We start from the raw sequence: 18,679 nt of genomic DNA on the forward strand, positions 1-18,679 counted from the left end.
CGTCCACCGTCGAAGAGCAAAAAAGCCCCCACCGTCATCACAACGGACACCACGGCAGCAGCAACAACGGCCAGTCCGCTTCACCCACGCCGATGCACCAACGCCACCACGCACCGGGAGGCAAGCCATGAACCTCCCCGCCCAAATGCCGCACATTTCTCCACACCTTTCCCCACGCCTGTCCCCGCGCCTTTGCCTGCTGGCCGCTGCAGCCGTACTGGCCGGTTGCGCCAGTGTCTCGCCCGATGGCCTGCGCGGTGACGTCGCCAATCTCGCTGCGGGCCGCACCGGGGGCGTGCAAGCGAGCCTGCCTGCAGCAGACCCTGCCGCCCGCGCCTCTGCAGAAAAATCCGTCGAAGGCTGGCTGGCACAGCCCTTGACACAAGACGCTGCAGTGCGCATTGCCCTGCTCCACAACCCTGGCCTGCAAGCCCGCCTGGCCGCACTGGGCGTGGCCGACGCTGAGCGCGTGCAGGCCATCACCCTGCCCAACCCGCACCTTGCACTGGGGAGATTCACCAACAGCCACGAGCGCGAAATCGAGCGCACCCTGGCCTTCAGCCTGATTGACCTCATCACCCTGCCCTGGCGCACCGCGCGCCAGGCCGAGCGCCTGCAGATCGCGACGCTGCAAGCCGCGCAGGACGTGGTGACGCTTGCCGCCGACACCCGCCGCGCCTGGCTGCGTGCCGTGGCCGCGGAGCAAATAGCCGCCACCCACGACCGCATGGTCGAGGCGGCCGAGGCCGGGGCCGAGCTGGCCCGCCGCATGGTGCAGGTGGGCAACTGGAGCCGTCTGCAGCAGGCCCGCGAGCAGGCCGTGCTGCAAGAGGCCACCCGCCAGCGCGCCCGCGCCCACCTTGCCGCAGCCACCGAACGCGAGCAGCTCAACCGCCGCATGGGCGTGTGGGGGCTGCAGACGCAGTACCAGCTGGCCAACCAGCTGCCGCCCCTGCCCTCCAGCGCCTTGCCCGCGGAAGGCATCGAAGCCACCGCGCTGCGCGAACGGCTCGATGTGCAAGCGGCCCGCCGCCAGCTCGACACCCAGGCCACCCGGCAGGGCTGGAGCCGCGCAGGCGCCGTGTTTGGCGATATCGGCCTGGCCTATAGCCGCAACACCACCACCGAGCGGGATGGCGGCCACCGCGAGATCACGCGGGGTTGGGAGCTGGAACTGCCTTTGCCCCTGTTCGACTGGGGCGGCGCAGCCCGCACTCGCGCCCAGGCCGAGGTGGAGCAAAGTGCCGCCCAGCTGCAGGACACCGCCGTGCGCGCCCGCAGCGAGGTGCGCGCCGCCTGGCTCACCTACCGCACCGCGCTCGACCTGGCACGCCAGCAGCAGGCTGAGGTGGTACCCCTGCGCCAGCTCATCAGCGACGAGACCACCCTGCGCTACAACGGCATGCTGGCCAGTGTGTGGGACATGCTGGCCGAAGCGCGCAACAGCACCCAGGCCGTGGCCAACGCCATCGAAGCACAGCGCGACTTCTGGCTGGCCGAGACCGATTTGCAGCTCGCACTCACGGGCACATCGCCAGGCGCCCTGCAGGGCCTCGCATCGGGCGCCGCAGCCTCCACCACCCCACAAGGCCACTGACATGAACCGCCGCAATTTCTTCTCCGGCGCCGCCACGGCCGTGGCCGCAGCCTCCGTCAGCCGCGTGGCCCTGGCCGCGCTGCCCGAGCCCGCCATGCAGTCCAGCGCCGACACCGCGCCGCCGCTGCACCCGCCCACGGGCCGCCCCTACAACCCGGTGGTCACTTTGAATGGCTGGACCGCCCCCTGGCGCATGAACGCAGGCGTCAAGGAGTTCCACCTGGTGGCCGAGCCCGTGGTGCGTGAGGTGGCGCCCGGCTTCATGGTCAACATGTGGGGCTACAACGGCCAGAGCCCCGGCCCCACCATCGAGGTGGTTGAAGGCGACCGCGTGCGCATCTTCGTCACCAACCGCCTGCCCGAGCACACCACCATCCATTGGCACGGCCAGCGCCTGCCCAACGGCATGGACGGCGTCGGCGGCCTCACCCAGCCCGCCATCCAGCCGGGCAAAACCTTTGTGTACGAGTTTGTGGCGCGCCGCCCCGGCACCTTCATGTACCACCCGCATGCCGACGAGATGGTGCAGATGGCCATGGGCATGATGGGCCTGTGGATCACCCACCCGAAGGCTGCGCACCCGCACATCGCCAAGGTGCAGCGCGACTACGCGTTTTTGCTCAACGCTTTTGACGTGGAGCCCGGCAGCATGACCCCCAAGGTCAACACCATGCTGGACCACAACATCTGGTGCTGGAACAGCCGCGTGTTCCCCGCCATCAGCCCGCTGGTGGCGCGGCAGGGTGAGCGCGTGCGCATGCGCATCGGCAACCTCACCATGACGAACCACCCGATTCACATCCACGGCCACGAATTCGAAGTGACCGGCACCGACGGCGGCCCCGTGCCCAAAAGCGCGCGCTGGCCCGAGGTGACCACCGACGTGGCCGTGGGCCAGATGCGGCAGGTCGAGTTCATTGCCGACGAACTGGGCGACTGGGCCCTGCACTGCCACAAGAGCCACCACACCATGGGCGCCATGGGGCACGACGTGCCGACCATGATCGGCGTGGACCACCGGGGCCTGGTGGGCAAGATCCAGAAGATCGTGCCCGACTACATGGTGATGGGCGAGCGCGGCATGGCCGACATGGGTGCGATGGAGATGCCGCTGCCGGACAACACCTTCCCCATGATGACCGGCACCGGCCCCTTTGGCCCGCTGGAGATGGGCGGCATGTTCACCACGCTCAAGGTGCGCGCCGACCAGCCTGCGGGCGATTACCGCGACCCTGGAGACTTCAAGCAACCTGCGGGCATGGTGGCCTACGAATGGCAGGGTGCCCCCCGCCAGCACACCACGCCCCGCCCGCGCAGACACCCCAGGCACCGCGCCCGGCGCAGCGAGCGCACGCAAGCCCGCTGCCAGCGGCCACCAGCACTGAACCTCCCCATCAGCACACACCATGAATACTATTAAATTGATAGCTACTTGCGCTTTATGGATAAGCGCTAGCACCTCTTTTGCCCATGAAAACGCCCATCACACCGCATCGAACAGCCCGGTGGTCAAGGAGCAAAAGGACTGGGGCATCGCAGGCGACGCCAAGGCCGTGCGCCGCACCATCACCGTCCGCATGACCGACGACATGCGCTTTGCGCCGAATCACATCGAAGTGCGTGAGGGCGACACCGTGCGGCTGCGTGCCGAGAACAAAGGCAAGGTGTTGCACGAGATCGTGATCGGCACCAAGGCCGAGCTGAACCAGCACGCCGAGATGATGAAAAAGCACCCCGGCATGGAACATGACGAGCCCTACATGGCCCACGTGGCGGCGGCCAAGACCGGTGACATCGTGTGGCACTTCAACCGCGCCGGGAGTTTTGACTTTGCCTGCCTGATCCCCGGCCACTACCAGGCCGGCATGACCGGCACCATCACTGTGCTGCCGCGCAACCCATAACGCCAGGAGAGACACGCCATGACCAACTCACGCAATCCACGCTCCGCATCCACCGCAGCCCACCCTGCACGACGCCAATGGCTCACCACCGCACTGCCTTTGCTGGGTGCGGGTGTGGCCGTCGCCCTGCTGCCCGGCCTGTCCCGAGCAGCCACCAACACCCCTACACCGCTGGAGGTGTGGAAAGACCCGAACTGCGGCTGCTGCCAGGACTGGGTGGACCACATGCAAGCCAACGGTTTTGCCGTGAAGGTGCACGCCACCGGCAACAACGCCGTGCGCGCACGGCTGGGCGTGCCGCAAAAGCTGGGCTCGTGCCACACCGCCCTCGTCGGCGGCTATGTGGTGGAAGGCCATGTGCCTGCCAGCGACGTGCGCGCGCTGCTGCAGCAAAAGCCCAAGGCCCTGGGCCTGGCGGTGCCTGGCATGCCCGTGGGCTCGCCCGGCATGGACGGCCCTGCGTATGGCGACCGGCGTGACCCGTACGACGTGCTGCTGGTGGCGCGCGACGGCAGCACCCGTGTTTTCAAAAGCTACAACAAGAAGGCATCGACATGAAAATCCTTTACATCCCACTGGTCGCCAGCCTGCTTCTCCTGGGCGCAGGGCCCGCTCTGGCGCAAGCCCCCACCGCTGCAGCCTCCGATAGCCACAACAGCCACCATCCGGCCCCGTCGGCGACCCAAGCGGAACTGAGCGAAGGCGAAATCACCCGCTGGGACCCGCGCACACTGCGCCTCACCTTGAAGCATGGCGAGATCAAGAACCTGGAAATGCCGCCCATGACCATGGTCTTCCGCGTGGCGGACGCCAGCGTGGTGGGTGACATGAAACCGGGTGACAAGGTGCGCTTTCGGGCAGAGCAGGTCAATGGCGCTTACCACGTCAAGCAGATCGAAAAGGCCCCGTGATCCCCCTGCCGGCTGACTGACGTCGCACAAACCAGCTCGTGCGCCCGGGCACCATAATCGACGGCCATGAGTTCTCAACACGTTCTGGCCGGCAGCGCTGGCAGCATCACCCGCGTGGCGGGCATCGAGGTCGGTCACTTCACCGAAACCCGCCGTCCCACGGGCTGCACCGTCATCATCACCCGCGAAGGCGCCGTGGCCGGTGTGGATGTACGGGGCGCAGCACCGGGCACGCGCGAGACGGATTTGCTCCACCCCTCCAACCTGGTGGACAAGGTGCACGCCATCATGCTGGCCGGGGGCAGCGCCTGGGGGCTGGACGCCGCCACCGGCGCTGTGCGCTGGCTGGAAGAGCGCAATATCGGCTTCGATGTGGCCGTGGGCCGCCTGCCCATCGTGCCTGCTGCCGTGCTGTTTGACCTGCTGGTGGGCGACATGCACATTCGCCCCGACGCTGCGGCGGGCTACGCGGCGTGCGATGCGGCATCCACCGCCGACCCGGCCGAGGGCAATGTAGGTGCGGGCACGGGTGCGGCACTGGGCAAGATCTTCGGCATCCAGCGCGCGATGAAGGGCGGCATTGGCACCGCCTCTGTCACGGTGGATGGCGTGACGGTGGGCGCACTCATCGCCTGCAACGCCCTGGGTGACGTGATCGACCCCGACACCGCACAAGTGATTGCAGGCGCCCGCACCGACGACGGCCTGCGCCTGCGCGACACGCGCCGTGCCCTGCTGCGCGGCGACCCGCCCCAGCCCCTGCTGGCGGGCACCAACACCACCATCGGCGTGGTGGCCACCGACGCCGTCATCACCAAGGTACAGGCCCACCGCCTGGCCGTGGCCGCCCACGACGGCCTGGCGCGCAGCATCAACCCGGTGCACACCATGTCCGACGGCGACACGCTCTTCAGCCTGGGCACTGGCCGCGCAGGCAAAAGCCTGGGCATGATGGTGCTGGCCACCATGGCAGCCGAGGCCACGGCCATTGCCACGGCACGCGCTGCACGCGCGGCGCGGTCCATCACCACGGCGGAAGGTTTGTACTTGCCGTGGGCTGGTGAGTTGGGGTAAACAATGGTCATGGGGCCATGGCCCATGAGCCCATATGATGCCCACACGGCGCAGGGCTCAGCCGCCAGAACACGCCCGCAGCGCACCGCGGCCCCCACGCGCCAGTCTTGCCACCCTATCAATCGCGACAAGGAGAATTCATGAAAGACCTAAACCGTCTGCGGCACAGCTGGTTGTTGTGCCTGCCTTTGCTCCTGAATACCCAAGCCGCCATCGCCCAGGACCAGTTCGTGGACCTGCAATCCAACGGTGGCTACACGTCCTATCGCCTGCCGGACGACACCACACAGGTGGACCTGAGCGCACAGACACAGGGGGCTTGCCGTTTCAATCGCACCTGGGGCTATGACCTGACGAACCGGGAACTGTGGACCAACGGGGGGTGTGGCGGCCGCTTCCAGATTACCCGCAGCTACGCCTCTGGCAACAGCAGTGGGTCCAACGCTGGCGCAGCGGTGGCCGCGGTGGCTGCCATCGCGGGCCTTGCGCTGCTGGCCAACCACAACCGGCACGACAACGACCGGCGACCCGAGTACCCGGACTATCCCGGCCAAGGTGGCGACTGGGGGCGAGAAGTCCGCGTGGACGGCCGCCTGTGCCTGGACGTGCGGGGTGGCAAGTTCCAGCCAGGCACCACATTGCAGGTGTATGAATGCAACGGCACCGCGTCCCAGCGGTTTGCTGTGGGGCGCGGGGGTGAGATCCGGGTACGCGACCTGTGCGTGGACGTGGACCGTGGCGACCCGCGCGATGGCGCACGGGTGGTGCTGTGGTCGTGCTCGGGCTCGCGCAGCCAAAGCTGGGCCACCCGGGGCGGCCAGATCGTGAGCCAGCTCACCGGCAAATGCCTGGACGTGGAGGATGGCCGGGTCCGCCAGGGCGCACACACCATGGTCTGGCCCTGCAACCGCAGTCCCAGCCAACGCTGGTGGTGGTAAAGAGGGCCCAATGATGATCACAACCCAAACCCCACACGCTCTGCGCACCATGCGCTTGCTGTGCAGTGCAGCAGCGGCAGGCACCTTCGCTCTGGCATGTGCATCCGCCGCGCAGGCAGCGGATGCCCCGGTGTCTTCCCCCACATCCCCACCCAAGGTGACCACCACGGCCCAGAAGCCAGCAGCACCATCGCGCGCCAACCGGCTCCAGGCGATCTGCTCGTCTGCTGACCTGAACCACGACGGCAAGGTGTCTCTGGAAGAGTTTCACCGGGACATCGTGCAAGGCTGGCACAACCTCTCGCCCGATGCGACAGGCCATGTCCAGCTCTCCGACCTGGCCCAGGTGCCGCGCATGGGCAAAGGCCGCCTGAAGCGACTTGCAGCCGTTGACACGGACAGCGACGGCAAGCTGTCGTTCAAGGAAGTCGTTGAAAGCCGCATGGCCTATTTCGACGCGGCGGATACCGATCAGGACGACCAGCTCTCCCTTTCGGAATGTGTGGCTTACGAGCGCCAGCGGCGCGGCAGCAAGCCATAGATCTCAGGAACTCCTGTCGCTCCTGGCCCCATGTGCCTGGAGGGCGTACGCCACAGCCACATGAAAAACCACGGGGCCTCGGATGGTCGCAGAGGCCTCGTGGTTGCTCCACCCCATGTTCAGCACTTATTCCATGTCCCAGGCTTTCCGCAATACCCTGCTTTCTCTGCGCGATCTGATCGTGTCGGCCGGTCCTCTCGCGTTTCTGGCGGTGGGACTGCTGGTGCTGGCGTACTGGTGGCTCAACCCCAACCCACCCAAAACCGTAACGCTGGCCACAGGCCCGGCGCAAAGCGCTTACGAGGAGTTTGGCAAGCGCTACCAGAAGGCGTTGGCGGTGGACGGCATCGAAGTCCGGTTGCTGCCCAGCGATGGCTCTTCGCACAACCTGCAGCTGTTGCGTGAGGGCAAGGCCGATGTGGCGTTTGTGCAGGGTGGCACGGCCGAACTGCAACCCGATGATGCCGACGAGCTGGTGTCTCTGGGCAGTCTCTTTGTGGAGCCCGTGTGGCTGTTCTACCGTGCGGAGACTGCAGAACGTGTGTACAACACGCCGCGCATCGACAGCCTGCGGCAGTTGCGTGGCTGGCGGGTCAATGTAGGCTCGGACGGCAGTGGCGTGCCCAAGTTGATGGAGCGTCTGCTCGACGCCAACAAGGTGGCGCCTGGTGCGGTGCAGATGTCCCGGCTGGAGCAGACGCCAGCCACCGTGGAATTTCTGGCGGGCAGACTTGATGCGCTGGTGTTCGCCTCAGCCCCCGAATCGCTGATGGTGCAGATGCTGCTGCAGACACCCGGCGTGCAGTTGCAGGACTTTGCCCAGCACGAGGCCTATGCGCGGCGGTTTCCGTTCCTGACCCCGGTCACATTGCCGCGCGGCGTGGTGGACCTGGCGGCCAACGTGCCCGCGCGGGATGTGCGCCTGGTGGCATCCACCACCTCGCTGCTGGCACGCGATGCCACGCACCCTGCCCTGCTCACCCTGTTTGCGCAGAACGCGCAGAAACTGCACGGTGGATCGGGCTGGTTCAACCGGGCCCGCGAGTTCCCCAACTCACGCAATAGCGAACTTCCGATTGCCAAAGAAGGCGACCGGGCCATGAACGAGCCGGTGCCGATGCTGCAACGCTACCTGCCGTTCTGGATGGCAAACCTGATTGAGCGCATGTGGCTGGTACTGGGCATTTTGCTGGCGATCATGCTCCCGCTGTCGCGCGTCGTGCCGCCGCTGTACCAGTTCCGCGTGCGTTCACGCGTGTTCCGCTGGTATGGCCGGCTTCGTGAGATTGAAAACGACATGGAGGCTGGTAAGGCAGATTCCGCAGAACTGCTCAAGGCCCTCAATACACTGGAGGCACAGGCCGAAAAGGTGAGCGTACCGTTGTCCTACGCAGACGAGTTGTACGCGCTGCGCAATCACATCCACCTGGTGCGCAAAAAGTTGCTCCGCAGCTGAGTGCATCTGGGCGCACCAATGCGCATCGGTGGATTGAGCGCCTCTTTTCTACGGGACAGCAGGTGGTGCGAACCGTCAACGTGATTTCAGAACGCCTGGAGGGCGCCCCCACTAGCGGGTCTTGGAAGACTTTGAGCCCAGCGAGGCCACTTTGGAGGAAGGAGCGCCGCTGGCCGCCTTCCGGGATGATCCTGCTGCAACAGCGTCCAGAACACGGGCTGTCGTGGACACTGCCGGAACCACCCGCAAGGAGCCGTCCGCAGCCAGCTTGTCACGCATCCGCCGGGTCATGGACTGCGTGCTTGCATCCGGTGCGGTGAAAAGGAACAGAGTGCCGTGTGGGCTGGCCCAGGTAAGTTGCGTGCGGACGACCCGGCCGTTGGTGACCAGCTCGACCCACGCGCCAATTACAAAGTCAGCGTAGGGATCGGGCGCATCCACGGGCGCCTGAACACTGTCCTCGGGGGCCACAGCGGAGGCTTGCGCTTCAGCAGGGGCTGCTTCTTGGGCCACCGGCTCGGGTTCTGGCTGAGGCGCCGCCACAGGTGCGGGCGCTGGCTTTTCAAAGGCCGACTGATGCAGCCCCACCAAACGCTGCAAGAAGGCGCTGGTCTGCACAGCGGGGTAATTGATGGTCTTGAGCCCCTTGCGCAGCTTGGCCAGCAGGCCGGGTATGGCCTCGTTCAGGCGCTCAGGTTCCTGGCGGGTCAGGTCGGGTTGGGCGCTCCATAGCAGCACAGGCACCAGCGCCAGGTAGCCACCGGGGTCCTCATCCTGCCCATCTCCGCCCTTGAGCACCTGCGCCAAGGCGATCACATCCGCCCATGGGCCGGCGGCAAAATCGAGCACGTCGGCAGGCACGTTCTCCAGATCAGGCAGCCTGCGGATGTCGGCCGCAGTCTTTTCGGCCAGCATTTCCCGCTGCTCCGCTTGGAGCAAGGCTTTTTGCTGCGCTTCCTGATGGGCCTTGATCTTCTGCTCCTGAGTCTCCCAGGCAGACTGCAGGGCCTTGAGCACGGTATCAAAAGGCCCTGCATCTTTGATTTCGTTGGCAGTCAGGTGCTCCACCGCACCTTGCACCAAGCGCATGAAACTGCTGAACCCCGGCGTTGCTTCTGCGGTGAACGCCAGACTGCGTTGCGTCAGCTCATCCAGCAAACGGCGCGCGGGATGGGTGCCATCGGTGAAAAACCGCCCATCGTGTGTCACCAGTTGTTTGAGTGCGGGCTCCAAACTCTTCACAGCCTTCTGCACGGGCGGCAGAAGGCGAGCATCCTGGGCAATGTTCTCCATCATGCGGCCAACCACCTCAATGGCCATGGCCGGGGATTGGGTGGCCGCCTCCATCGGCATGGCCGCGTACACCACAGGAGCCACACCCGGGCCCCGCCACCCCGTCAAAGGCGCCGACAGCGAAGCTGCCTGGCTGCCGCTGGCGAGCCTTCCCACCAAGCGTTCGAGCTGGGCCATGTCCTCGATGGCCTCGGCCGCTGCACCCACAGGGTAGTAACCACCGCCTTGCGGCATCGGTTGGGCACCCGCAGGAGGCACACCCCACGCAGGCTGCAAAGCCACCGGCTGCGAAGGCATGGCGCCATATGCGCGTGGATCAAAAGGATCTCCGCCAGCCAACATCTGGCGCAGGATGCCCACCGTCAACAATGCTTCTTCTGCGGCTGGCGCCATCGGCGATTGCAGGGAATCGCCACTCCAGCCAGTGAAAGGCCCCATGCCACGGCCATAGCCGGTGTTGCCATAGTCCCCCATGGGCGCGCCCATCGAATTGCCATAGCCGGAGTACCCCCCACCATAGCCGGTACCCATGCCGGTGTTGGTGCCAGGGCCACCGTAGCCACCGCCACGACCCGCGTTGCCGCCGGGCGTGCCGAGCACCGCGTACCCCACGGGCTGAACGCCATGCTCGCGCAGGCTGGCAGCCGTTTTTTTGTATTCATCCACCAGCAGCTTACCCAACAGGTCGCGCATGTGCTGCATCCACAGCTGGCGCACTTCGGGCGATACACCAGTGTCTCCCACCACCTGCTGGAGCGCGCGGATATAACTTTCGGGGCGCAGTGGGTTGCGTTCGGGTTGCACACTGCGCAAGCCTTGTGCGGAACTGACGAGGGTGTTGAGTTCGGCCAGTACCGCATCAGTGGCATGTAGCGCCGATTGCTGCGCCTTGGACAGCTCCACCTGCGCCTGCATCTCGTTCTCATCCATGAGCGAGAGTTCACCGAAGTCCATGCCGGTGTCCTCGGCAGAACTGCGGCCTTTGGCAGCGGGACCTTCGGCAAAAATCTCCAGCAGGGCCATGGGATAACCCTTGACCAGCGCAGCTTCATGCTGGTTCAGCAAGCGCAGGCTGTCACTGACCAGATTGCGCTGCTGGATATTGCGGACGACAGACTCCTCACCCGTCAGGGCCCCTTGCGTGACCTTGACCAATTCCTGCATCAACGCCTCGCCGCCGCGCACGGCGTTGACGACACAGGCGCGGAAAACAGTTCTCGAACGAGAAGCAGTCTGGGACATGGTGGGGAGGAATCGATCGGACAACAGGTTTCCAGATGCAATGCTACTTGACCTGACGCCTTATTTGAGGGCTTTGAACCTCATTCGTTTGGGTTTTGCCCCTTCTTCACCCAGGCGCTTCTTCTTGTCGGCCTCGTACTCCTGGTAATTGCCGTCAAAGAACGTCCACTGGCTGTCACCTTCAGCCGCCAGGATGTGGGTGGCGATCCGGTCCAGGAACCAGCGATCGTGGCTGATTACCAACATCGTGCCGGCAAATTCCAGAAGCGCGTCTTCGAGAGCCCGCAACGTTTCCACGTCCAGATCGTTGGACGGCTCGTCCAGCATCAGCACGTTGCCGCCGGCAATCAGGGTCTTGGCCAGGTGCAAACGACCGCGCTCCCCCCCTGAGAGCATGCCAACCTTCTTTTGCTGGTCGCCGCCATTGAAGTTGAAGCGACCGCAGTAGGCGCGGCTGGCCATCTGGAATTTGCCCACGTTCAGGATGTCGAGCCCGCCCGATACGTCTTCCCAGACGGTCTTGTCATTCGACAAGTCATCGCGGTGCTGGTCCACAAAGGCCATCTTGACGGTGGAGCCGATAACGACCTCCCCCGCGTCCGGCTTTTCCTTGCCCGCAATCAGCTTGAACAGCGTGGACTTACCGGCGCCGTTGGGCCCGATGATGCCGACGATGGCGCCTGCAGGAATGTTGAAGCTCAGGTTGTCGATCAGCACGCGGTCGCCAAACGACTTGGTGACGTTCTTGAACTCGATCACCTGGCTGCCCAGACGGTCCGCCACGGGGATGAAGATTTCGTTCGTTTCGTTGCGCTTCTGGTATTCGTAATCGCTCAGTTCCTCAAAGCGGGCCAGACGGGCCTTGCTCTTGGCCTGGCGGGCCTTGGGGTTCTGGCGCGACCATTCAAGTTCCTTCTTCAGGGCCTTGGCGCGGGCTTCCTCACCCTTTTGTTCGGCTTCCAGACGGGCGCCCTTCTGGGTCAGCCAGTCGGAGTAATTGCCCTTGTACGGGATGCCGGACCCACGGTCCAGTTCCAGAATCCATTCGGCGGCGTTGTCCAGGAAGTAGCGATCGTGGGTGATGGCCACCACGGTGCCGGAGTAGCGCTGCAGGAACTGCTCCAGCCAGTCCACCGATTCGGCGTCCAAGTGGTTGGTCGGTTCGTCGAGCAGCAGCATATCGGGCTTGGACAGCAGCAGGCGGCACAGGGCCACGCGGCGTTTTTCACCACCGGAGAGCACGCCAATATTGGCATCCCAAGGTGGCAGGCGCAGCGCATCGGCTGCGATTTCCAATTGGTGCTCGGAGTCGGTACCCGCCGTTGCAATAATGGCTTCCAGCTCGGCCTGCTCGGCGGCCAGCGCGTCAAAGTCGGCATCTTCAGCGCCATAGGCGGTGTAGACCTCTTCAAGACGGGCCTTGGCGGCAAAAACCTTGCCCATGCCGGCTTCCACGCTCTCCCGCACGGTTTGTGTCGGGTCCAGCTGGGGTTCCTGGGGCAGATAGCCGATGTTCAGACCGGCCATTGGGATGGCCTCGCCTTCGATTTCCTTGTCAAGGCCCGCCATGATCTTCAGGAGGGTGGACTTACCCGAACCGTTAGTCCCCAATACGCCAATCTTGGCGCCCGGGAAGAAGCTCAGGGAGATGTCTTTCAAGATCTGCCGCTTGGGCGGCACGATCTTGCCGACGCGATTCATGGAAAAAACGTATTGGGCCATTGAGTGTCAAACCTGCAAAAATGAGCAGAAATTCTGCGTGCAAACCGAGATTATCGGGCCATGCGACAATACCCACCGTAGCGGGCTCCAGTTGCCCGCCACATCAGCACACTGCTGGGGACGAAGGAAGCATCAACTTCCAGGCTCCCACTCTTGAACCTCATCGGCTTGAGACTGGCTCGACAACCTCCCGGTTGCACGACAGGCCGATACCCAGCGCCCCGGACGGGCGCATCCAAAGACATGACATTTGACGAACTGAACCTGGCTCCTGCCATCCTGAAGGCCGTGCACGAAACGGGCTACGAAACCCCCACGCCCATTCAGGCCCAGGCCATTCCCGCCGTGCTCGCAGGCCACGACCTGCTGGCTGGCGCGCAGACTGGCACCGGCAAGACCGCCGCGTTTACCCTGCCCATGCTGCACCGCCTTTCGCAAAGCGCTGCCCCCAAGAACAAGTTCGGTGGCAAGGGCATCCGTGCCCTGGTGCTGACGCCCACCCGCGAACTCGCCGCCCAGGTGGAAGAATCCGTGCGCGAATACGGCAAATACCTGGATATCAACTCCACCGTCGTCTTCGGCGGTGTGGGCATGAACCCGCAGATCGACCGCGTCAAGCGCGGCGTGGACATTCTGGTGGCCACGCCCGGCCGCCTGCTGGACTTGCAGCAGCAGGGCTTCCTGGACCTGTCGACCGTGCAGGTGCTGGTGCTCGACGAAGCCGACCGCATGCTGGACATGGGTTTCATCCACGACGTGAAGAAGGTGCTGGCCCTGGTGCCCAAGGACAAGCAAAGCCTGCTGTTCTCGGCCACCTTCAGCGATGAAATCCGCGACCTGGCCAATACCCTGCTCAAGAACCCTCAGAGCATCCAGGTCACCCCCAGCAACACCACCGTGCAGCGCATCTCGCAGGTGATTCACCCCGTGGGCCGTGGCAAGAAGAAGCAGGTGCTGCTGCACATCATCCAGCAGCACAACTGGAGCCAGGTGCTGGTGTTCACCCGCACCAAGTTTGGCGCCAACAATGTGGCCGAGTTTCTGACTAAAAATGGCGTTCAGGCCATGGCCCTGCACGGCAACAAGAGCCAGAGCGCCCGCACCCAGGCGCTGGCTGGGTTCAAGAGCGGCGAGATCCGTGCCCTGGTGGCCACCGACATCGCGGCGCGCGGCATTGACATCGACGACCTGCCGCACGTCGTCAATTACGAAATCCCGAACGTCTCTGAAGACTACGTGCACCGGATTGGCCGCACGGGCCGCGCTGGTGCTACTGGCGAAGCCGTGAGCCTGGTCTGCATGGACGAAGAAGGCTTCATGATGGACATCGAGCGCTTCACCAAGCAGCAGATCCCGGTCCAGATCATCGAAGGCTTCGGCCCCGACGCGGGCGAGAAGGCAGAGCCCATCGCCATGGGTCGCCAGACCATCTGGGGCGGTGCAGGCAAGCCCCCGAGCCGTGACGTGATGCAGGCAGCCGCCAAGGCAGCCCGTAGCGAAATGATGGACCGCATCCGCACCAACAAGGCCGGCCAGGGTGCTGGCGGCGGCGGCGGCGGTGGCGGTGACCGTGGCCCCCGCACTGGCGGCGGCGGTGGTGCCCGTGGCGGCCGCGCCGGTGGTGCACCTGCTGCAGCGGGCGGTGGCGGCAATGGTCCGCGCGGTGGCCGTGCCGGTGGTGGCGGTGGCGCCCAGGGCGGCGGCGCACGCGCTGGCGGCCAAGCACCTGCACGCGGCCGCTCCGGCGGCAGCGCCGGTGGCGGAGGCGGCGGCTACGAAGGCGGCAATCGCTACGACGACTCGCAACCCCCACGCGCGAATGCCCACCTGGGCACGCACATGGGCCATGCCAACCCAGGCCATCGTAACTCCAGCCATGCAGGCGGCGGCGCTGGCGGCCAGCCAGATCCCATGCGCACCAGCGTGGACAGCTTGGGCGGCGGCGGTCGCCGTGGCGGTGGTGGCTATCGTGGCAACAACGGTGGAGGTGGCGGCTATGGCGGAGGCACGGGTGGTTCTGGTGGCCGGGGCAACGGGTCTCGTGGGCCGGGCGGTTCTCGCGGCTCTTTTGGCCGCTGATCCGTCGGTAGGCAAAAACACAGTCCATACCGGCACAGCGCCGGGCGAAGCGCTGCCACCCGAGGTGCATGCGCTGTATGCCCTTGGTCGGCGCATGCCGGACATCACGCATCCACGGCTGCACCTGCACGCTGTGGATTTTGCGGCCTTGGGCGCCCGGCCCGCGGTCCCGGCCCTGCCGCATGTGGATGATGTCTACATCACGTTGGGGACGACCATCGCAGCGGCCGGAAGCCAGCAGGCTTTTCGCGCGGTGGACCACGACGCGGTCATTGCCACCGCGCGCACAGCGATGGCGGCCGGTGCCACCCGCTGCGGGGTAGTGACCGCCATGGGCGCAGACGCAAATTCCCGCATCTTCTACAACCGTATCAAAGGCGAGGTCGAGCAGGCGCTTAAAAGCCTGGGCTTTGACACGCTCGTGATCGCGCGCCCATCGCTGCTGCTGGGTGAACGCCGGGCTCTGGGCCAGGCCGCGCGCCCCGCCGAGTCCCTGTCCATCAAGGCCTTCAAGCTGCTGGACCCGCTCATCCCCGCCAGCTACCGCGCCCGCCCCGGTGCCGATGTGGCGCGAGCGCTTGTCCATGCCGTGCAAACGCGGCCTTCGGGGCTGCACGTCCTGTCAGGCAACGCGCTGCAGGTCTTCTGACCTCCTCCCCAGTCCACTGCAGTTGCCTGTGCGATGCTGTGGCCTATGCGCCCCAACGACTTCCCCCAGCCCCTGGCCACTTTGATGGTGGCCACCTGCAATGTGCTCAACCTGGCCAATCCTGGCCGCCTGTTCTACGAGAACCAAGACCCCTACAGCCAGACGGAGTTTGATCGCAAGCTCACCTGGCTGGGCGACCGGTTTCGCATGCTCAATGCCGACGTGCTGGCAGTACAGGAGGTGTGGGACGACGCAGCATTCAAGGGCGCCCTCGGCCGCAGCGGCCTGCGCTACGACTTCGTGGCGGTACCCGGGGCGGAGAACGATGCGACGCGCACCGGAGCACAAGGCACGCCCCGGGTCGGCATTGCGACACGGCTCAAGGTGGATGCCTTGCAGTCGTTTGCGGAATTTCCCCCGGGCTTCCAGGTAGAAATACCGGGCCTGGGCCTGCACACGCGCTTTGAACGGCCGCCTCTGGTTGCAACACTGCGCATGAAACACGGACAGAGCCTGAACGTACTGACGGCCCACCTCAAATCCAAACGGCCCAAGTTCCTGCAGGATGCACAGGGCAACCCCACGGAAGACCGGGACGACCGCAAGGTGATGGCGCTGGCATCGCTGCGCTCGCTGATCATGCGGGGCGCCGAAGCCATGGCGCTGCGCTGCCTGGTCATCGACCTGCTGCACCGCACCAGCGTGCCGCTGGTGGTCTTGGGCGATTTCAATGACACCCCGGACAGCGTCACCACACAGCTCATCTGCGCCACCAATGAGATCGCCTACGACCGCTCGGCACGCGATGTCGCGCTGTTCAATGCCTACGACCTGCAGGGCGATGCGGCGCTGAAGAAGGATGTCGCGTACTCACACATCCACCAAAGCTCGCCCAGCGTGCTGGACCAGATTCTGGTGAGCGAGGAATTCGTGCACAACGGCAGGAACAGCATGGGCGACGTGCGGCGCGTGGACTACTTCAACGACCACCTGCACGAAGGACGTGACAGGACCCGATCGGACCACGGTTTTGTGCGCGCACTGCTGCGGCTGAAGATGGCACAGCAGACGGAGCCCTCACCTGCACCGTCCACCTCCGCCGGCAGCTCGCTGGCCTCGAATCCAGTCCCATCGGCCCCAAAACTGTGACATCGCACAGGGCTTTGGCGCGTCAACCCCGGGTTTGCAACGGGATGTACGCTGACACGGCATGGCAGTGACGGGCAGGTAACATCGCCGTAACAAAGCCGCCCGGTCAGGCCTCAGAAGGCAGATACCACCATGAACATGTACTCCAACCCTCACCGCACCCCACCAGAAGCGTCATCGGCCCTGCCGCCACCGGCTCGCCCACAGCGCATGCCCTGGAAGGTCTCGGCGTTGCTGGCAGCCGTGCTGCTGACGGCGTGCTCCAGCACCCCGCTGCCACCCTGGCCATCAGCGCCAGCCACGCGAACCAGCGCGCCGGCCCCCTTGCCCCGCGCTCAGCCAGGTACGGTGGTGCCAGCGCCCTTGGGCCGGGCCCCACAGGCTCAGGCCCCGCGCCAAGGGGCGATCGCCAGCCCGCTGCCACCACCCGCGCCGCTGGTCGTGCAAAACGAAGGCCCGATGGCGCCCCCCTACGGTGCGGCCGTGGCTGCCCGGTTCCCTGATCCACCCATGGCCTACAGCACACCCGGCCTGGGACCGGACCGCAGAGCTTTCACCACCAATGCCGAGCTGGGCCAGTGGCTGCATTCCCTGGCCGATCCGGCTCCCCGTGGGCCCACGCGCACCAAGCTGCTCAACCTGGGCATGTCGCAGCGCGGTGAACCCATCCTTGGCCTGCTGGTGACCCGCGCTGCGGGCACGGAACCCGCCAACCTGGACACCAGCGGGCGGCCCACCGTAGTGCTCGTCGGCCAGCAGCACGGCGACGAACCCGCAGGCAGCGAAGCGCTGCTCGTGATCAGCCGCGAACTGGCCCATGGCCTGCTGGAACCCCTGCTGGACCGCATCAACGTGGTGATAGTGCCGCGCGCCAACCCCGATGGCGCCGCCGTTGGCACCCGCGTCACGGCCAATGGCGTGGACATGAACCGCGACCACCTGCTGCTGAACACCCCCGAGGCCCGCGCTCTGGCCAAGGTGGTGAACGACTACCGCCCCATCCTGGTGGTGGATGCCCATGAATACACGGTGGTGGGCCGCTACCTGCAGAAATTCAACGCCATCCAGCGTTATGACGCCCTGCTGCAGTACACCACCACCGCGAACTACCCCGAGTTTCTGACCAAGGCCTCGCAAGAGTGGTACCACCAGCCCATGGTGGCGGCCCTCAAGGCCCAGGGCCTGACCAGCGACTGGTACTACACCACCTCGACGAACCCGGACGACAAGCGCATCTCCATGGGGGGCACCCAACCCGACACCGGCCGCAATGTGAACGGCCTGAAGAACACCATCAGCCTGCTGATCGAAACACGGGGCGTGGGCATCGGGCGCATGCACATCCAGCGCCGCGTGCATTCGCAGGTCACAGCCATCACCAGTGCGCTGCGCAGCACCGCAGAGCGGGCGGCCAACCTGGAGCAGGTCCGATCCTTCGTTGCTCGCGACGTGAGCGCCCAGGCCTGCCGCGACCAAGTGGTGGTAGAAGCAGCGGCCACGCCCACCCAGCGCGAGCTGGACTTCCTGGACCCCGAAACGGGTGCAGACCGCGCCATCCGGGTGGACTGGAACTCATCCCTCACCTTGCGCCCCACCAAAACCCGCGCCCGCCCCTGCGGCTACTGGCTGTCGGCCGGCTCCACCGCCGCCGTTGAGCGCTTGAAAATGCTCGGCCTGCAGGTGATGCGCGTGGCCGAATCCGGATCGGCACTGGCCGATATCTACCGCGAAACAGCGCGTGAGTCCGGCGACCGGCAGGACGTGATCGGCACCATCGCTGGCGGCAAGGGCATTGTTCGCGTGCAGGTATCGCCAGTGCGCAGTGCCATTGACGTGCCTGCGGGCAGCTTCTATGTGCCACTGAACCAGCCCCGCGCCAACCTGGCAGTGGCCGCCCTGGAGCCCGACACGCAGAACAGCTATTTCGCCAACCACCTGATTGAAGAGCTGGGAAATACCGCGCGCATCATGTCACCCCCTGCCCTGGTGTTTGAAGACATCAACTAGCCTTGAACGCGCCTGCCTGAAACCCACCACCGACGAACAATGCAAGGTCTTGTGGGTCGAGGCGGCAGAAATGCGGGCCAAGGCGCAGGGGGTAGTACGCTGAAGCAGCCCAAAGGA

14 protein-coding genes and 1 pseudogene are annotated in these 18,679 nt (G+C 65.4%); 13 read left to right on the forward strand and 2 right to left on the reverse strand.

Features of this window, described 5'->3' with window-relative positions; translation table 11 throughout:
* The first annotated feature begins 145 nt into the window (after window positions 1–145).
* The 9 genes and pseudogenes from NFX52_RS04935 to NFX52_RS04975 all read left to right on the forward strand — a co-directional run bounded on the left by NFX52_RS04935 (window position 146) and on the right by NFX52_RS04975 (window position 8,421).
* On the forward strand, window positions 146–1,597 hold the full coding sequence (locus NFX52_RS04935) for a TolC family protein (RefSeq protein ID WP_055400745.1): 1,452 nt from the start codon (window positions 146–148) through the stop codon (window positions 1,595–1,597).
* Window position 1,598: 1 nt separating this feature from the next.
* A pseudogene (locus tag NFX52_RS04940) lies at window positions 1,599–2,982 on the forward strand (multicopper oxidase family protein).
* Window positions 2,983–3,003: 21 nt separating this feature from the next.
* Window positions 3,004–3,501, forward strand: a complete 498-nt coding sequence (locus NFX52_RS04945) for a cupredoxin domain-containing protein (RefSeq protein ID WP_055400749.1) — start codon at window positions 3,004–3,006, stop codon at window positions 3,499–3,501.
* Window positions 3,502–3,519: 18 nt separating this feature from the next.
* Window positions 3,520–4,059, forward strand: coding sequence for a DUF411 domain-containing protein (locus tag NFX52_RS04950; RefSeq protein WP_055400751.1), 540 nt, complete (start codon window positions 3,520–3,522; stop codon window positions 4,057–4,059).
* A complete protein-coding gene (locus NFX52_RS04955) occupies window positions 4,056–4,412 on the forward strand; it encodes a copper-binding protein (protein WP_055400753.1) in 357 nt (118 codons plus the stop codon). The genes NFX52_RS04950 and NFX52_RS04955 overlap by 4 nt, the downstream gene beginning before the upstream one ends.
* 66 nt (window positions 4,413–4,478) lie before the next feature.
* Window positions 4,479–5,486: a P1 family peptidase gene (locus NFX52_RS04960; RefSeq protein ID WP_055400754.1), complete on the forward strand. Its 1,008-nt coding sequence runs from the start codon at window positions 4,479–4,481 to the stop codon at window positions 5,484–5,486.
* Window positions 5,487–5,626: 140 nt separating this feature from the next.
* Entirely contained in the window at window positions 5,627–6,424 is a 798-nt protein-coding gene (locus NFX52_RS04965; RefSeq protein WP_055400756.1) for a lectin, read from the forward strand.
* Between the two features lie 13 nt (window positions 6,425–6,437).
* Window positions 6,438–6,965, forward strand: a complete 528-nt coding sequence (locus NFX52_RS04970; protein ID WP_238385691.1) for an EF-hand domain-containing protein — start codon at window positions 6,438–6,440, stop codon at window positions 6,963–6,965.
* Between the two features lie 133 nt (window positions 6,966–7,098).
* A complete protein-coding gene (locus NFX52_RS04975; protein ID WP_055400787.1) occupies window positions 7,099–8,421 on the forward strand; it encodes a TAXI family TRAP transporter solute-binding subunit in 1,323 nt (440 codons plus the stop codon).
* Between the two features lie 111 nt (window positions 8,422–8,532).
* On the opposite strand, the gene NFX52_RS04980 is transcribed toward NFX52_RS04975, so the two are convergent.
* Both NFX52_RS04980 and ettA read right to left on the reverse strand, forming a co-directional pair.
* Complete coding sequence (locus NFX52_RS04980; RefSeq protein ID WP_055400760.1) at window positions 8,533–10,956, reverse strand: DUF1631 family protein; 2,424 nt, start codon at window positions 10,954–10,956, stop codon at window positions 8,533–8,535.
* Between the two features lie 60 nt (window positions 10,957–11,016).
* Window positions 11,017–12,678 (reverse strand): energy-dependent translational throttle protein EttA, encoded by a 1,662-nt coding sequence (gene ettA, locus NFX52_RS04985; RefSeq protein WP_055400762.1) that lies wholly within the window; start codon window positions 12,676–12,678, stop codon window positions 11,017–11,019.
* 243 nt (window positions 12,679–12,921) lie between these two features.
* Here ettA and NFX52_RS04990 point away from each other — a divergent pair, with 243 nt between their 5' ends.
* The 4 genes from NFX52_RS04990 (at window position 12,922) to NFX52_RS05005 (ending at window position 18,562) form a co-directional block, all read left to right on the forward strand.
* Window positions 12,922–14,757, forward strand: coding sequence for a DEAD/DEAH box helicase (locus NFX52_RS04990; RefSeq protein WP_207402064.1), 1,836 nt, complete (start codon window positions 12,922–12,924; stop codon window positions 14,755–14,757).
* On the forward strand, window positions 14,747–15,406 hold the full coding sequence (locus NFX52_RS04995; protein ID WP_055400766.1) for a Rossmann-fold NAD(P)-binding domain-containing protein: 660 nt from the start codon (window positions 14,747–14,749) through the stop codon (window positions 15,404–15,406). Before NFX52_RS04990 ends, NFX52_RS04995 begins: the two co-directional genes overlap by 11 nt.
* Before the next feature lie 33 nt (window positions 15,407–15,439).
* A complete protein-coding gene (locus NFX52_RS05000) occupies window positions 15,440–16,555 on the forward strand; it encodes an endonuclease/exonuclease/phosphatase family protein (protein WP_055400768.1) in 1,116 nt (371 codons plus the stop codon).
* Between the two features lie 132 nt (window positions 16,556–16,687).
* Window positions 16,688–18,562, forward strand: coding sequence for a M14 family metallopeptidase (locus NFX52_RS05005; protein WP_055400770.1), 1,875 nt, complete (start codon window positions 16,688–16,690; stop codon window positions 18,560–18,562).
* The last annotated feature ends 117 nt before the right edge of the window (window positions 18,563–18,679 follow it).

The organism is Acidovorax facilis (assembly GCF_023913775.1).
Taxonomy (GTDB): domain Bacteria; phylum Pseudomonadota; class Gammaproteobacteria; order Burkholderiales; family Burkholderiaceae_C; genus Acidovorax; species Acidovorax facilis.

What these genes read in the sequence shown, in the direction of transcription:
- NFX52_RS04935 (WP_055400745.1), top strand. Translation starts at nt 146, where the DNA reads ATGCCGCACATTTCTCCACACCTTTCCCCACGCCTGTCCCCGCGCCTT.
- NFX52_RS04945 (WP_055400749.1), top strand. Translation starts at nt 3,004, where the DNA reads ATGAATACTATTAAATTGATAGCTACTTGCGCTTTATGGATAAGCGCT.
- NFX52_RS04950 (WP_055400751.1), top strand. Translation starts at nt 3,520, where the DNA reads ATGACCAACTCACGCAATCCACGCTCCGCATCCACCGCAGCCCACCCT.
- NFX52_RS04955 (WP_055400753.1), top strand. Translation starts at nt 4,056, where the DNA reads ATGAAAATCCTTTACATCCCACTGGTCGCCAGCCTGCTTCTCCTGGGC.
- NFX52_RS04960 (WP_055400754.1), top strand. Translation starts at nt 4,479, where the DNA reads ATGAGTTCTCAACACGTTCTGGCCGGCAGCGCTGGCAGCATCACCCGC.
- NFX52_RS04965 (WP_055400756.1), top strand. Translation starts at nt 5,627, where the DNA reads ATGAAAGACCTAAACCGTCTGCGGCACAGCTGGTTGTTGTGCCTGCCT.
- NFX52_RS04970 (WP_238385691.1), top strand. Translation starts at nt 6,438, where the DNA reads ATGATCACAACCCAAACCCCACACGCTCTGCGCACCATGCGCTTGCTG.
- NFX52_RS04975 (WP_055400787.1), top strand. Translation starts at nt 7,099, where the DNA reads ATGTCCCAGGCTTTCCGCAATACCCTGCTTTCTCTGCGCGATCTGATC.
- NFX52_RS04980 (WP_055400760.1), bottom strand. Translation starts at nt 10,956, where the DNA reads ATGTCCCAGACTGCTTCTCGTTCGAGAACTGTTTTCCGCGCCTGTGTC.
- ettA (WP_055400762.1), bottom strand. Translation starts at nt 12,678, where the DNA reads ATGGCCCAATACGTTTTTTCCATGAATCGCGTCGGCAAGATCGTGCCG.
- NFX52_RS04990 (WP_207402064.1), top strand. Translation starts at nt 12,922, where the DNA reads ATGACATTTGACGAACTGAACCTGGCTCCTGCCATCCTGAAGGCCGTG.
- NFX52_RS05000 (WP_055400768.1), top strand. Translation starts at nt 15,440, where the DNA reads ATGCTGTGGCCTATGCGCCCCAACGACTTCCCCCAGCCCCTGGCCACT.
- NFX52_RS05005 (WP_055400770.1), top strand. Translation starts at nt 16,688, where the DNA reads ATGAACATGTACTCCAACCCTCACCGCACCCCACCAGAAGCGTCATCG.